General features: G+C 62.5%; 11 protein-coding genes. 3 read left to right on the top strand and 8 right to left on the bottom strand.

Going from position 1 to position 14,649, the window contains the following annotated elements; genetic code table 11:
• Positions 1-10: 10 nt before the first annotated feature.
• A complete protein-coding gene (locus tag MMB74_RS12530; protein WP_277428937.1) occupies positions 11-1,000 on the bottom strand; it encodes an aldo/keto reductase in 990 nt (329 codons plus the stop codon).
• Between the two features lie 257 nt (positions 1,001-1,257).
• Here MMB74_RS12530 and MMB74_RS12525 point away from each other — a divergent pair, with 257 nt between their 5' ends.
• Positions 1,258-2,253 carry a sensor domain-containing diguanylate cyclase gene (locus MMB74_RS12525; RefSeq protein WP_277428936.1) on the top strand — a complete coding sequence of 332 codons (996 nt, stop codon included), beginning with the start codon at positions 1,258-1,260 and terminating at the stop codon, positions 2,251-2,253.
• Between the two features lie 536 nt (positions 2,254-2,789).
• Positions 2,790-4,976 (top strand): M1 family metallopeptidase, encoded by a 2,187-nt coding sequence (locus MMB74_RS12520; RefSeq protein WP_277428935.1) that lies wholly within the window; start codon positions 2,790-2,792, stop codon positions 4,974-4,976.
• Here the strand turns inward: MMB74_RS12520 and MMB74_RS12515 are convergent.
• The 6 genes from MMB74_RS12515 to MMB74_RS12490 are packed head-to-tail and all read right to left on the bottom strand — an operon-like array spanning position 4,951 to position 12,077.
• Positions 4,951-5,436 carry a dihydroneopterin aldolase gene (locus MMB74_RS12515; RefSeq protein ID WP_277428934.1) on the bottom strand — a complete coding sequence of 162 codons (486 nt, stop codon included), beginning with the start codon at positions 5,434-5,436 and terminating at the stop codon, positions 4,951-4,953. The two genes, MMB74_RS12520 and MMB74_RS12515, sit on opposite strands and share 26 nt — an antisense overlap.
• On the bottom strand, positions 5,433-6,059 hold the full coding sequence (locus MMB74_RS12510; protein WP_277428933.1) for a sarcosine oxidase subunit gamma: 627 nt from the start codon (positions 6,057-6,059) through the stop codon (positions 5,433-5,435). The genes MMB74_RS12515 and MMB74_RS12510 overlap by 4 nt, the downstream gene beginning before the upstream one ends.
• Positions 6,049-9,075: a sarcosine oxidase subunit alpha family protein gene (locus MMB74_RS12505; RefSeq protein WP_277428932.1), complete on the bottom strand. Its 3,027-nt coding sequence runs from the start codon at positions 9,073-9,075 to the stop codon at positions 6,049-6,051. The genes MMB74_RS12510 and MMB74_RS12505 overlap by 11 nt, the downstream gene beginning before the upstream one ends.
• Position 9,076: 1 nt before the next feature.
• A complete protein-coding gene (locus MMB74_RS12500) occupies positions 9,077-9,400 on the bottom strand; it encodes a sarcosine oxidase subunit delta (protein ID WP_277428931.1) in 324 nt (107 codons plus the stop codon).
• Between the two features lie 24 nt (positions 9,401-9,424).
• Positions 9,425-10,669 (bottom strand): sarcosine oxidase subunit beta family protein, encoded by a 1,245-nt coding sequence (locus MMB74_RS12495; protein ID WP_277428930.1) that lies wholly within the window; start codon positions 10,667-10,669, stop codon positions 9,425-9,427.
• A gap of 22 nt (positions 10,670-10,691) precedes the next feature.
• Positions 10,692-12,077 (bottom strand): L-serine ammonia-lyase, encoded by a 1,386-nt coding sequence (locus MMB74_RS12490; RefSeq protein ID WP_277428929.1) that lies wholly within the window; start codon positions 12,075-12,077, stop codon positions 10,692-10,694.
• 313 nt (positions 12,078-12,390) lie between these two features.
• On the opposite strand from MMB74_RS12490, the gene MMB74_RS12485 reads away from it, so the two are divergent.
• On the top strand, positions 12,391-13,461 hold the full coding sequence (locus tag MMB74_RS12485; RefSeq protein WP_277428997.1) for a GlxA family transcriptional regulator: 1,071 nt from the start codon (positions 12,391-12,393) through the stop codon (positions 13,459-13,461).
• 184 nt (positions 13,462-13,645) lie between these two features.
• Here MMB74_RS12485 and MMB74_RS12480 read toward each other — a convergent pair whose 3' ends face one another.
• Positions 13,646-14,593: a choline ABC transporter substrate-binding protein gene (locus MMB74_RS12480; RefSeq protein ID WP_277428928.1), complete on the bottom strand. Its 948-nt coding sequence runs from the start codon at positions 14,591-14,593 to the stop codon at positions 13,646-13,648.
• Positions 14,594-14,649: the final 56 nt, after the last annotated feature.

Below are 14,649 nucleotides of genomic sequence, written 5' to 3'. Positions count from 1 at the left end.
CGCCCAACTGTTAGCGCGTCGCGTCGCCGAACCGATATTCGTGAGTCAGCTCGTCGAGCTTCGCCTTCAATTGCGGGGCGAGCGTCAGATCCAGCGCTGCCAGCGTGTCGCCCAACTGCTCCGGCCGGCTCGCGCCGAGAATGGCGGAAGTCACGACGTCGTTCGCCAGAACCCATGCGACCGCGACCGTCGACAGCGTGAGGCCTGCGTCGGCCGTCAACTGCTTGAGCGCTTCGATCGTCGCGAACTCGCGCTCATGCCAATAACGGGCCTGATAAAGCGCTCCCGCCGTGCCCACGGTGAAGCGGCCCTCGGGCGGCGGCGTCTCGCGCCTGTGCTTGCCGGTCAACAACCCGCCCGCGAGCGGGTTGTAGGGCATGACTGCCAAGCCTTCCTCCTGCGCAAGCGGCAGCAGCTCGCGTTCGATCTGACGAAACAGCAGGTTGTAGCGGGGCTGAACCGAAACGAAGCGCGCCGTGCGCAACGCATCGGCGCGCCCGAGCGCCCGTGCAAGGCGATACGCCAGAAAATTCGAAACCCCGACGTAGCGTGCGCGGCCCGAGCGCACGATGACGTCGAGCGCTTCGAGCGTCTCATCGAGCGGCGTATCGAGATCGTCGGAGTGCAGCTGATAGAGATCGACGTAGTCGGTGTCGAGCCGCTTGAGCGAAGCGTCGATGGCGTCGAGCAAGTGCTTGCGCGAAGCGCCCCGGTCCCACGGGGACGGCCCCATCTCCCCAACGGCCTTGGTTGCGAGCACGAAGCGAGCGCGCTTGCCTTTGAGCCAGCGGCCGACGATCTCCTCGGTGCGCCCCACACGCGATAACCCGCCGCCGAGCGGGTAAACGTCGGCCGTGTCGATGAACGTCACCCCGGCATCGGCTGCCGTATCCATGATGCGGATCGACGTCGCCTCGTCGATCTGAAACCCGAACGTCATCGTCCCTAGGCAAACCCGCGACACGTTGAGCCCGGTCGCGCCGAACTTGCGGTATTGCATTCACTGTCTCCCGAAGCGTGCCGCAATGCGCGGCGAAAGGGCAAGGATAACCCTATGTCGAGGCGGGTGCTTCGGCCCGCGCAGGCGCCCCCGCCACGCAACGGCCCGCTCCCACGCCTTGCGCGCACCGAATGCGGCGGCAATGCCCCGAAACAGCCCCCGATCGCCGTTCTATTCGGTCCATCGGGTTGCAACGATTGGCCGTACCCTGCATTGGTCGAAGTGGGCTCCCATACCCGTCCCGAATCGGAATCGAAATGCAAACGCCTTCTTATCCATCCAACGAAGCCGCGCGAATCGCGGCGTTGCAGTCGCTGCACGTTCTCGATACGCCGCCCGACGAGCGCTTCGATCGCCTGACGCGCTTAGCCAAGGCCCTGTTCGACGTGCCGATTTCCGCGGTTTCCCTAGTCGATGCCGACCGGCAATGGTTCAAATCGTGCACGGGCCTACCCGTACGGCAAACCCCGCGCGACGTGTCGTTCTGCGGGCACGCGATTCTCGAGGACGCGCTGTTCGTCGTCGAAGACGCCCTCACCGATCCGCGCTTCGCCGACAACCCGCTCGTCACGAGTGCGCCGTGCATTCGCTTTTACGCAGGCTTCCCATTGACGCTGCGCACCGACCTTCGAATCGGCGCATTTTGCATCGCCGATACGAAACCGCGCACGTTCGATCAGACGCAGCGCGCGTTGCTGTGCGATCTGGGCCGAACCGCCGAGCGCGAGCTCGAAGCCGTGGAACTGGCGGCGACCGACGATCTGACTGGCCTCTACAATCGGCGCGGCTTCGAAGCGATGGGACTGCACCTGTTGCGGTTGTGCAAACGCGCACAATCGCGCGCATCGCTGCTCTTTTTCGATTTGAATGGGTTCAAGCTGATCAATGACGGTTACGGCCACGCGGAAGGCGACCGCGCAATCGTCGGTTTCGCCAACGTGCTACGCCGATCGATGCGCGAGACCGACGTGCTCGCGCGCCTGGGCGGCGATGAGTTCGTGGCGCTCGTGACAGGCGTCGATCCGGGATCGGAGGCACAAATCATCGAACGCGTGCAACGAGGGGTGCAGTGTTACAACGGTGAGGCCCGACGCGGATACGACCTGAAGTTCAGCGTAGGCCTCGCGCCTTACGATACGTCGGAGGAACCGTCGGTGACGCATTTGATCGATGTCGCGGACCACGCCATGTATGCGAACAAACGCGCCGGGCAAGCAGCGCGCGCGCTGGATGCTCAGCTCATGCACGAATGAACGACGTACAGACCGTCCCATTTAATAAAAATTAAAAACAAATCACCATCCCGAGTCAAATTTTCATATTTAAAATGTACTCGGAATACATTACCTCAATCATCCCACCCGAATCGTCATAGGACACTACAAATAATCGTAGCGTGCGCTGCACCATAACCGTTATTGAAATAAAAATCTGAAAGGAAGTTGACACGCGCGACGGTGCGCCCCTAATCTCTCTGCATCGTCTGCCGCCGCTCAGGCACGGTTCGCATGGCTTGCTTATCGTCGCTTGACACTGCGACTAGGCGCACTCCCGAAAGACAGTCCTGTTCGTTTTTATGTTTTTGGTCCGTTCTGTTTCATTTTTTAATTAGCAGTCCTATCTAACCATGCAACCTTAGGTTCAATCGTAAAACGAGCCTGGGCAACGCACGCCCACGACTATCGAACGACTCGATCGCTCGCGGGTATCGCTTTGCCTTTCTCGAGATAGCGGGGAAAAAGAAATTCATATCGCAATGAATGAACACTTTCCAGTCGAGGGTTGAAAAATGCGCCTTTCCTTTCCACTCAATACGAAGTTTCACTGCATCTCGCTAGCCGCGGCTCTGGCGTTGGCCGGTTGCGGCGGAGGAGACGGCTCGTCCGCCGCGGGCACGCGAGCAGGCGCCGCAACGACGCCTTCCACGCCGCCCGCAGCCGTCACTTCCCCTGCAACGCCGGTCGCCGCGACGCCCGGCATCGACAAGACCGTTGCGCCGGTCGAAATGCCGGACACCGTCACACCCGTCAACTACCGGCTGTGGTTCCGGCCCAATCCCGCGTTGAACGCATTCGACGGGCGCGCTGACGTCGAGATCAAGGTGCTCAAGAGCGTCAATGCGATCGTAGTGGCTGCGCACCGGCTCACGTTCACGAACGGCGCCCTGATGTTGCAACCGGGGAACATTCCGTTGATTGCGACGCCGCAAGACGACGGCGACTACTATCAGTTGCGCCCCGCGAGCGGTCAGATCGCACCGGGCACCTACTCGTTGCATATGGAGTGGAAGGGCATCATCAACTTCAAGACATACGACGATCCGGCCACGAAGACGGGCGGCAGCTGCGGCAACGACCCGTATCCTGGATGCTCGGCCGCCGAAGGCGTGTTCCGCGTCGACTTGAAAGCGACCGACGGCAAAACCAGCGGCGCGATACTCACGCAAGGCGAATCCGATCTTGCACGGCAATGGTTTCCCGGCTGGGACGAGCCCGCGTTCCGCCCAACCTACGAGGTCAGCGCGGACGTGCCGCAAAACTGGCGTGTCGTCTCCAACGCAGCCGAGAAGGACGAAGTCGACGTCGACCAGGGCTACAAGCGCGTCACGTTCGAAAAGACGCCGCCGATGCCCTCGTACCTATTGTTCTTCGGCGGCGGCCAATTCGACATCTTGGAGGACGATTTCTCTACCCCGCTGTCGGACGGCAAGGGCCTGCATTTGCGGATCTTCACGCCGCCGGGCATGAAGGACTGGGCCAAGCCCGCCATGCAGCAGACGAAGCAGGCGCTCGATTTCTACTACCGCTACACGGGCGTGCCCTTGCCGCTCAAGAAGTTCGACACGATCGCCGCCAACGACGCCTTCAAAGCCGAAAAAGACCTGAATTTCGGCGGCATGGAGAACTGGGGCGCCATTCTCGAATTCGCCGACGACATCTTGCCCCCGCCGGGCACGACGATGTCGAACTATGGCGTCACCGTGCTGACGCACGAGGCGGCGCACCAATGGTTCGGCGATCTCGTCACGCTCGATTGGTGGGACGACGTCTGGCTCAACGAATCGTTCGCGACGTTCTTCGAGAACAAGACGAAGGTCGCCTTCTTCCCGGATCGATTCAGTTGGGAGGGGGAAGTCAAGAACAAATACCGCATCATCGCGGCCGATCTCGCCTCGACTTCCTACCCGATTCAGCCGAACTTCAACGCATGGGCGTCGAACGATTTCGTCATCAACGCCGCACCGTTCGTCTACGACAAGGGCGGCCAGGTGCTCAAGATGTTCGAGGGTTATCTGGGCGAGGACGTGATGCGCAAGGGCCTGCAGCAATACTTGACCGACTATGCCTTCGGCAACAGCACGCCCAAGCGGCTCTGGGACGAGCTGTCACGCGCCAGCGGCGGCGAGCCGATGAACGCCATCGGCGACAGCTTCGTGCGTCAAACCGGGGTGCCGCTCGTCTCGCTGGAAACGCAATGCGACATGACGAGCGACCAGACCGTCGTCTCGCTCAAGCAGCAGCCGTTCCCGAACAAGAACCTTTATCCGGGCTCGCAGTGGACGATTCCGCTGACGCTCGCTTATGGCGACAACCTCGCGAACAGCAAAACGATCGCGATGAAGGACACGAGCATGCAGGTGCGTTTGCCCGGTTGCGGCGCAGTGCTGGCCGATCCGAGCGGGCAAGACTATTACGTCGTCAATTACGGCGACAACGCTTGGGGACAACTGCTGGCCCAACGCAACGCGCTGCAAGATCCGCCGCGCCTCACGAATCTGAAACTCGAGGCGCATCTGCTGGTTGGCGCGGGGCTGGCCGATCCGTCACGCGAGCAGAGCATCGGTTCGATCTCGGTCGCGCCGAGCATCGCAGCGCGGATGCAACGTCTCGAGAGCACGCCGGTGCAAACCGTGGTTCGCCGCGTGCCGTTCTACCAAGGGCGGTTGAAGGCTACGCAGAAGCCGAAGTCGAATTGATGCTGTCGGTGCGGCGGCGGGCGTCGTAATCCGCCCGCGTCCAATCCAGCTCGATGCCGATACGCTGCGTGCCAGGCCGAATCTTCGGCTTATACAGCACCAGCGTAACGGTATCGAGTGCGCCCCACTGCTCGAACGAGAGCGCCGCCAGCTCCATCGCCAGCGTTTCGAGCAACCTCGTATGCGGCTTCATTTCCAAGAACCGCGTCAAGCGTTCGCAATACTGCTCGTAGTCGATCCATTCGTGGGCATCCGTTTCCGCCGGCGCGCATCGATACCCCAGCCGGGCATCGATCATGACCGGCTGAGGCGCATCATGCTCATGCGCGTGAATGCCGACGCGCGTGTGCGCCTCCAGCCCCTCGACGAACACGGACCATCCGCGCCCGCCGCGCCCCGGAAGAGGGGCGGCGCCGCGCCAGAGCGCCGCGTCGACGGCGAAAGGCTCGCTCGGCTTCACGATACGATCGGCGCGGCCGCGTCGAGCATGATGCGGCAGAAGTAGTCGGCAAAGCTGCGGCGCACGACCAGCTCGAACGCATCGTAGGCAGTCGGGATCAGGATGATCGACGCCTTGAAGTAATGACTCTGCGCGCATTGACCCGGCTGCAGCACCTGCGGGTGCAGATCGAGCGGGCACCCGCGGGCGATCACATCCCGCACGCGATCGCCGCTAGCCTCCAACACGGTATAGCCGCTGCCGACGTCCACGGCCGACGCGAACAGCGTGCCCATCGCCCTGCGCAGTTTCGCTTCGAGCTCGGGCGTGCGCGCTTCGTTCGACCGTACGAGCCATTCGTCCGGCCCGAGCCAAAGCACGTCATACTCCGCGCCTTTAGCGACCGTGTTCGGCTTGACCGGCAGGCGAACCCCGATCGCGCGCTCCACGGCGGCGACGAACTCGCGATCGCGCGCATCGCCACGCAGGTTTGCCAGATCGAGGAAGGGCCGCTCGCGCAAGCGAAACGCCTTCGCCTGCAGCGCCTGATTGGCATCGAGGAGCGCCTGTGCGCCGACGAGGGGCGATTCGAGCGGAGAACGCACATCCGCTACCGCCGCATTGCTTCGGTTTTCATTCCACATGTTGACGCACTCCTTCGACGTCATAGAAGACGGGGCTCGCAATCGTCGCCGCCATCGATTTGCCGTTCAGATCGATCGATACCTTCTGCCCCATCTTGCCGAGCCCGCCCTTCACCACGGCCATGGCGATCGAGCGCTTCAGAATCGGGCTGTAGTAGCTCGACGTCACGTGCCCGAGCATCGGCACGGGTTCCGTGGCGACTTGGTTCGCAGCCGGTCCGTTGACGCCCTGCGGCAAGATCTGGCTGCCTTCGGGCAGGACGTACGAAGGATCGTCCGTTAGGAGCCCTACCAATTGTTTGCGGCCCTCCTTCGCCGTATCTGAGCGCGTGAGCGAACGCTTGCCGAGGCAATCCTTCGTCTTGGCCACGAGACCACCCATGCCCAAGTCGAACGGCGTCATCGAACCGTCGGTATCTTGGCCGACGATGATGTAGCCCTTCTCGGCACGCAGAACGTGCATCGTCTCGGTGCCGTAAGGCGTGATGTCGAACTCTTGGCCCGCCGCCATCAACGCTTCCCAGACCGCGCGACCTGCGTTGGCCGGCACGTTGACCTCGTAGGCGAGCTCGCCCGAGAAGCTGATGCGCATGATGCGTGCGGGAACATCGGCAACCTTCCCCTCCCGGAACGTCATGAACGGGAACGCTTCGTTCGAAAAATCGACGTCTCGGCATACCTTGCGCAGCACCTTGCGGCTGTTGGGGCCAACCACCGCAAACGTGGCGAAGTGGTCGGTCACCGACGTCATACGCACCTTCATGTCGGGCCATTCGGTTTGCACCCAACGCTCGAGCCAGGTCAGCACGCGTGCGGCGCCGCCGGAAGTCGTCGACATCAGATAGTGTTGCTCGCCCAAGCGCGCGGTTACGCCATCGTCGAACACCATGCCGTTCTCGTCGAGCATCAAGCCGTAGCGGCACTTGCCCACTTCGAGCTTCGACCAGGGGTTCGTGTACACCCAGTTCAACAGCTTTGCCGCGTCGGGACCCTGCACGTCGATCTTGCCGAGGGTCGAAGCGTCCATGATGCCGACACTCGTTCGCACCGCGAGGCATTCGCGGGCAACCGCGGCATGCAGATCCTCGCCGGCTTTCGGGAAGTACCAAGGGCGCTTCCAGTTGCCCACGTCCTCGAACAATGCGCCATGCTCGACATGCCATTCATGAATGCAGGTCTTGCGGATCGGATCGATGAAGTCGCCGATCTCGCGGCCCGCGATCGCGCCGAAAGTGACCGGCGTGTAATTGGGGCGGAACGTCGTCGTCCCGGTTTCGGGAATCGTCTTGCCAAGCGCCTGGGCGAGAATCGCCATGCCGTTGATGTTGCCAAGCTTGCCTTGATCCGTGCCGAAACCCATCGCCGTATAACGCTTGACGTGCTCGACCGATTCGAAGCCTTCACGCGCGGCAAGCAGAATGTCGGCCGCCGACACGTCGTTTTGAAAATCGACGAACTGCTTCGGCCCGCGCGACGCGCGCTCATGGCTACCGACGAGCCACAGCGGAAGCATCTTCGATTCCTTGATATCGGCCACTTGCGGCGACGCGGGGCGCGAGGCGCCCTTGAAACCGAGCGCACGCGCAGCCTCGACACCAGCGTCGATTGCAAAGCGCACGCCGCGCGCGAGCCCGAATTCGCCCGATGCCGCACCCACGCTGACTTCGGGCTGCATGCCCTTGCCCGGCACGAAGCAGGCTTTCTCGTCATGCCAATGCGCCTTGCCGCCCGACTGCGCGAACAGGTGCAGCACAGGGCTCCATCCGCCCGACATCGCCACGAGATCGCACGACAAATTCGCGACGGTCCCGCCCACTTTGCCGCCCGCGAACGACGCGACTTCGACCGAGGTCACCTGACGCTTGCCGGCAGCTTGATTGATCACGGCGCCCGTCATCACGACCACGCCGTGACGGCGCGCCGCGGCGGGCAGCGAGCCATCGCTTTGAGCACGCGGATCCACCACCGTGACCTTCGCGCCGCTCGATCTCAAATCGAGCGCGCATTGATAGCCGTCGTCGTTATTCGTGAAGACGACCGCCTCGCGTCCCGGAAGCACGCCGTAGCGATGGATATACGTCGACACGGCCGACGCCAGCATGATCCCGGGCAGATCGTTGTTGCCGAACACGAGCGGCCGCTCGTGCGCACCCGTGGCCAGGATCACGCGTTTGGCGCGAATCTTCCAAACCAGTTCTCGCGTACCCTTGCGCATCGACACGGGCAAGTGATCGGTCAGCCGCTGCACGACGGTCACGAGATTGTGATCTTGATAGCCGAACGCGGTGCTGCGCGAGAGCACTTTGACGTCGGGCATCTGAGCGAGCGCATGTTCGATCTTCTCGACCCACTGCACCGCGCTTTTTCCGTCGATCTGCGCACGGCAGGAAAGGAGCGAGCCGCCCAGCTCGCGCTGATCGTCGACGAGGATCACGCGCGCGCCGGCGCTGCCTGCCGCATGGGCCGCGGCGAGCCCTGCCGGACCGCCGCCGACGACGAGCACATCGCAATGAGCGAAGCACTTGTCATAGCGATCGGCGTCGGGCGTATCGGGTGCCTTGCCCAGGCCGGCGGCTTCGCGAATCTTCTCCTCGTACTTCGGCCACCACTTGCGCGGCCACATGAAGGTCTTGTAGTAAAAACCTGCCGGAATGAAGCGCGCGATCTTTTGATTGATGGCGAGCTTGTCGTTCTCCAAGGAAGGCTCGGCATTGACGCTGCGCGCAACGAGCCCTTGATACAACTCGACTTCGGTCGCGCGCGCATTCGGCACGGTGTACGCCCCGTTCTCGAGTTGAACGATCGCGTTCGGCTCTTCCACGCCGGCCGTCACGATGCCGCGCGGCCGGTGATACTTCCAGCTTCGCGCAACGAAACGCACGCCGTTGGCGAGTAGCGCCGAGGCGAGCGTATCGCCTTGATAGCCCTGATAGGTCCGGCCGTTGAACGTAAACGTCAGCGGAATCGCCCGGTTGACCCGGCCGCCGGTCGCCAAGCGATCTTTTTGATTGCTCATGTTATTTGCCCCCTTGCGTGTTCTTGCGCGCAGACCCGTTCGGCTCACTCGCGCCCGGCGCTGCCGCGCCCCCGAACGTTTCATAGCCGTGGAACGCATAGCTCACGGTATCGCGAGTGGCCATGAACCAGCGCCGGCAGCCTTGCGCATGCAGCCATTGCTCGCGATGCACGCCGCGTGGATTCTTACGCATGAACAGGTAATCGCCCCACTCGCGATCGCTCAGTTTCTCGGGCTCCAACGGGCGTGCAATATCGGCCTCGCCGCCGCAGGAAAACTCGCTTTCGGCGCGCGGCCCGCACCAAGGGCATTCGATCAGCAACATGTGATTCTCCTTCGTAGCGGTGCGTCAATGCGCGACGGCGGCAGCGCCGTGCTCGTCGATGAGGTGGCCCGTATAGAAACGATCGAGCGAGAACGGCGCGTTCAGCGGATGCGGCGCATCGTTCGCGATCGTGTGCGCGAACACCCACCCCGATCCGGGCGTCGCCTTGAAGCCGCCCGTCCCCCATCCGCAGTTGAAATAGAGCCCCTTGACATCGGTCTTGCTGATGATCGGGCAGGCGTCGGGCGAGACATCGACGATGCCGCCCCACTGCCGGTTCATGCGCACGCGCGAGAACACGGGGAACATTTCGACGATGGCCTCCAGCGTGCCTTCGATGACATGAAAGCTGCCGCGCTGCCCAAACCCGGTGTATTGATCGATGCCCGCGCCGATCACGAGATCGCCCTTGTCGGATTGGCTGATATACGCATGCACCGCGTTGGACATCACGACGGTATTGACCACGGGCTTGATCGGCTCGGACACGAGCGCCTGCAGCGGGTGGCTCTCGAGCGGCAAGCGCACGCCCGCCATGTCGGCGAGCGTGGTGGTGTTGCCCGCGGCAACCACGGCCACCTTCTTCGCCTTGATGAAGCCCTTCACCGTATCGACGCCGACCACGGCGCCGCCTTGTCGGCGAATGCCCGTCACCTGGCAGTTTTGGATGATGTCGACGCCATGCGCGTCCGCGCCGCGGGCGAAACCCCAAGCCACCGCATCGTGCCGCGCCACGCCGCCGCGCCGTTGGAACGACGCGCCGAGCACCGGATAGCGGGCGTTCAGGTTGATCGTCGGCTCGATCTCCTTGATCTGCTCGGGCGTCAGGAATTCGGCGTCGACGCCATTCAGGCGGTTCGCGTTCACGCGCCGCTGCGTATCGCGCACGTCCTGCAGCGTATGGGCCAAATTCATCACGCCGCGCTGGCTGAACATGACGTTGTAGTTGACGTCTTGCGACAGCCCTTCCCAAAGCTTCATCGCCTTCTCATAGAGCGCGGCCGATTCGTCCCACAGATAGTTCGAGCGAATGATCGTCGTATTGCGCGCCGTATTGCCGCCGCCGATCCAACCTTTTTCGAGCACGGCGATATTGCGCACGCCGTGCTCCTTGGCAAGGTAGTAGGCTGTGGCAAGGCCGTGCCCGCCTCCGCCGACGATCACGACGTCGTACTCGCGCTTGGGTTCGGGGCTGCGCCATTGGCGCTCCCAGTTCTCGTGGTACGACAACCCGTTGCGCACCAGACTGAATATCGAAAAGCGGCTCATAGCGGTGGTCCCGATGGGTCGATTAGCATTCGATGACGTTCACGGCCAACCCGCCGCGCGACGTCTCCTTGTATTTGGTCTTCATGTCCGCGCCCGTCTCGCGCATCGTTTTGATGACCGAATCGAGCGAAACATAATGTTGTCCGTCGCCTTTGAGCGCCATGCGCGAGGCGTTGAGCGCCTTGATCGCTCCCATCGCGTTGCGCTCGATGCAGGGAATCTGCACGAGCCCGCCCACCGGGTCGCAGGTCATGCCGAGGTTGTGCTCCATGCCGATCTCGGCCGCATTCTCGACTTGCCTCGGCGTGCCGCCCATGACGGCCGCAAGCGCCGCGGCGGCCATCGAACAGGCCACGCCCACCTCGCCCTGGCAGCCCACTTCCGCACCCGAGATCGATGCCGTCTCTTTGTAGATGATGCCGATCGCGGCGGCCGTCAAAAGGAAGTCGACGATGCCGTTCTCGTTCGCGCCCGGCACGAATTTGACGTAGTAGTGCAGCACTGCCGGAATGACGCCGGCCGCGCCGTTCGTCGGCGCCGTGACGATCCTGCCGCCCGCGGCGTTCTCCTCGTTCACGGCCATGGCATACAGATTGACCCAGTCGAGCATGGACAGCGGATCGCGCAGCGACTCTTCCGAACGCGCGCGCAGATTCTTGGCGAGCTCCGCGGCGCGGCGCTTCACGCGCATCGGGCCGGGCAGCTCCCCTTCGGTGCGGCAGCCGCGCTCCACGCAGGCGGCCATGGTGCGCCAAATGGCGAGCAGTCCTTCGCGCACCTCGGCGGGCGAGCGCGTGACGCATTCGTTTTCGAAAGCGACTTGGGCGATCGACAATCCGCTTTCGGCACATGCGCGCATCAAGTCGGCGCCGGTGCGAAACGGATGCGGCACTTGCGCGCCGGCTCGCACGCCATTGACGCGATCGCCCTCGCGATTGACGACGAAACCGCCGCCGACGGAGTAATACTCTTTTTCCACCAACAGTTGGCCGTGCTCGTCGAAGGCCTGAAACCGCATGCCGTTGGGGTGAACGATCGTCGTGCCGCTCATCAGCTTGCGATAGAACGAGAGATCTTCCTTTTCCTCGAAACGGATTTCCGAGCGGCCCAGCAGTTGCAGCGCCTTGCTCGATCGAATCGCCGCGAGCCGCGGCTCGATCAAGTCGGGATCGATCGTATCGGGCAAGTTGCCCTCGAGGCCGAGCAAGACCGCCTTGTCCGTGCCGTGTCCCTTGCCCGTGGCGCCGAGCGAGCCGTAAAGCTCGACTTTGATGCGGCGCACATAAGCGAGCAGATTGGCGTCCTCGACATGCGCGACGAAGCCGCACGCCGCGATCATCGGCCCGACGGTGTGCGAACTGGACGGGCCGATGCCGATCTTGAATAGATCGAAGACGCTTACGTTCATGGGGCTGCCTCGCGTTGGGATCGTTCGATCGTTTCGGTTGATCGCTCGATCGTTGAGAGAGACGATTTACGCGGATTCGGGCCGCTACGCATGGACTCAAGTACACCAAAGCGTAAAATTCCCCGATAGAACAAAAACGGCATCGCCTTGGGATGCCGCCGCCAAACGCCGAGCCAATAGGCCATTGCGTGCGTTTGAACTATGATTGGCGGCGGAAAAACACAAGCGTCGCAGGTGCACTGCGGCGACGCTGTATGCATACGCCGCTGGTTGGGTCCCTCTATTCTTCATGAGCTTCATTAGCTTCATTCGCATGAACGCCGTCGATCCGTCACCGCTCGTTTCACCCCTCTCGCGAGAGCGCATCCGCTTCGGCATCGTGTTGCTGCCCAATTTCACGCTGACGGCGTTTTCCGGCTTCGTCGATATGCTGCGGCTTTCGGCCGACGATAGCGATTTCAGCAAGCCCGTCCGGTGCGCTTGGAGCGTCGTCGGCAAGGCGCTCGCGCCCGTGCGCGCGAGTTGCGGCATTCAGATCACGCCGTGGGAGACATTCGACGAGGCTGAGCCGTTCGACTACGTCGTCGTGGTGGGCGGGCTGCTGCATTCCGGGCCACAAGCGGATGACGAAACGCTGGCCTTCATTCGGCGCGCCGCAAGCGGCGGCGCCACGATAGTCGGGATTTGCACGGGCGTCTTCACGCTGATGCGAGCGGGCGTGCTCGAGGGCCACCGCGTGTGCGTGAGCTGGTTTCACTACTGGGATTTCATCGAGCGCTTCCCGTCGGCAAACGCCGAGATGCTCGTAGCCGACCGCCTGTTCGTGATCGATCGGCGGCGCATCACGTGCTCCGGCGGGCGGGCTTCGATCGACGTCGCCGCGGCCATCCTGCTGCGGCACTTCGAGCATTCGACGGTGCAGAAGGCGCTGCGCATCTTGCTCGTGGGCGAAATGCAGAAAGGCAACGCGCCGCAACCGCATCCGCCGGGGCTCGAACCGGCTACGCATCCGAAGATCAAGCGCGCGATTCTGTTGATGGAGCAGCATGTCGGGCGCGCGCTGCCGCTCGAGGAGCTGGCCTGCAAGCTCGATCTTTCGCCGCGTCAGCTCGAGCGGCTGTTCAAGGCGCAAACGGGAAAGACGCCGCAGACCTTCGCCAAGCACGTGCGTCTGCGCACCGCCGCCTGGTTGTTGACGAGTTCCGACAGAAGCGTCGCGGATATCGCATCGAGTTGCGGCTTCTCCGACGCGTCGCATCTGGGCCGCGAGTTTCGCAAGCAGTACGGCATGCCGCCCGTGGCGTTCCGCGAGCAACGGGCGGGCAGCGAGTCCAATGATAAGGAGTACGAAGAGTATTTCTCGGCGTCGGGCGCGCTTTCGTAGCGGTTGTTAGCTCGCGCGAGCGTGTCTCGCTTTGCGATGCGTTCCGCGCGATTTAAAGGCTTCGCGCATTTTCTTCTCGGCTTCTGCGTCTGCTTCCGCCTCTCCGTCTGCTTCTCCGTCGTTCGACACGAGTACCCGTGCGACGCACTGCCGAGACAAGTGCGTCGCGCGAGCGCGGCTCTAATCAATGCGTCGAAATATACGACTTGACGGCGGCCAAGCCATCCTTGCCATCGATCGTCGTCACACCCGCCAGCCACTTGTCGAGCACCTGCGGGTTCTTCTTCAGCCACTGCGCAGCCGCCTTGTTCGGGTCCTGTTTGTCCATGATCGGCATCATGACGTGATTCTCGATGTCCGTCGTGAAATGCAGATTCGACACGAGTTTCGCGGCGTTGGGGCAGCGCGCGGAATAGTCGGGCGGCGTTGCCGTGAAAACCTTCGCCTCGCCGTAGTTCGGCCCGAAGACATCGTCGCCGCCGCTCAAGTAGTCGATCTTCATCTGCACGTTCATCGGATGCGGTTCCCAGCCGAGGAAAACGATCCACTGCTTTTCGCGCGTCGCCTTATTGACCTGAACGAGCATGCCCGCCTCGCTCGATTCCACGAGCTTGAACTTGCCGAGTCCGAATTGGTTGGCGTCGATCATCTTCTTGATCAGCGCATTGCCGTCGTTACCGGGTTCGATGCCGTATATGCGGCCGCCGAGCTTATCGGCATACTTTTGAATATCCGCGAATGTTTTCAAACCGCCGTTATAGACATAATCGGGCACGGCGAGCGTGTATTTGGCCCCGGTCAGATTCGGCGTGGACAGCACTTCGATTTGCTTAGCTTTGACGAACGGTTCGATCATCGGGTCCATGGTCGGCGACCAGTAGCCGAGAAAGACGTCGATCTGTTTGCTCTTGATGCCGGCGAACGTAATCGGCACCGAGGCGATCGTCTTCGTCGGGTTATAGCCGAGTCCTTCGAAGACGGTCGAGGCGAGCCCCGTCGTGGCGGCGATGTCGGTCCACCCCACGTCGGCGAATCGCACGTTGCGGCATGCGGCCGGATCGGCTGCATTGGCGCTCGTCATCAAGATCGCAGCGGCCGCAGCCAGACCGCACTTCATCAAGCGATGGTTCATATACTCTCCTCAGTTCGCACAGTTATGTCGGCGCTTGGCCGTTTTCGAGAACATCG

The sequence above is a fragment of the Trinickia sp. Y13 genome, from assembly GCF_029522115.1.
Taxonomy (GTDB): Bacteria; Pseudomonadota; Gammaproteobacteria; order Burkholderiales; family Burkholderiaceae; genus Trinickia.
This window is presented reverse-complemented; position numbering and strand designations above follow the sequence as displayed.

Bases quoted from the DNA above. Each gene is read 5' to 3' on its own strand.
- MMB74_RS12480 (WP_277428928.1), bottom strand. From the start codon at position 14,593: ATGAACCATCGCTTGATGAAGTGCGGTCTGGCTGCGGCCGCTGCGATC.
- MMB74_RS12530 (WP_277428937.1), bottom strand. From the start codon at position 1,000: ATGCAATACCGCAAGTTCGGCGCGACCGGGCTCAACGTGTCGCGGGTT.
- MMB74_RS12490 (WP_277428929.1), bottom strand. From the start codon at position 12,077: ATGAACGTAAGCGTCTTCGATCTATTCAAGATCGGCATCGGCCCGTCC.
- MMB74_RS12510 (WP_277428933.1), bottom strand. From the start codon at position 6,059: ATGTGGAATGAAAACCGAAGCAATGCGGCGGTAGCGGATGTGCGTTCT.
- MMB74_RS12485 (WP_277428997.1), top strand. From the start codon at position 12,391: ATGAACGCCGTCGATCCGTCACCGCTCGTTTCACCCCTCTCGCGAGAG.
- MMB74_RS12525 (WP_277428936.1), top strand. From the start codon at position 1,258: ATGCAAACGCCTTCTTATCCATCCAACGAAGCCGCGCGAATCGCGGCG.
- MMB74_RS12500 (WP_277428931.1), bottom strand. From the start codon at position 9,400: ATGTTGCTGATCGAATGCCCTTGGTGCGGGCCGCGCGCCGAAAGCGAG.
- MMB74_RS12520 (WP_277428935.1), top strand. From the start codon at position 2,790: ATGCGCCTTTCCTTTCCACTCAATACGAAGTTTCACTGCATCTCGCTA.
- MMB74_RS12505 (WP_277428932.1), bottom strand. From the start codon at position 9,075: ATGAGCAATCAAAAAGATCGCTTGGCGACCGGCGGCCGGGTCAACCGG.
- MMB74_RS12495 (WP_277428930.1), bottom strand. From the start codon at position 10,669: ATGAGCCGCTTTTCGATATTCAGTCTGGTGCGCAACGGGTTGTCGTAC.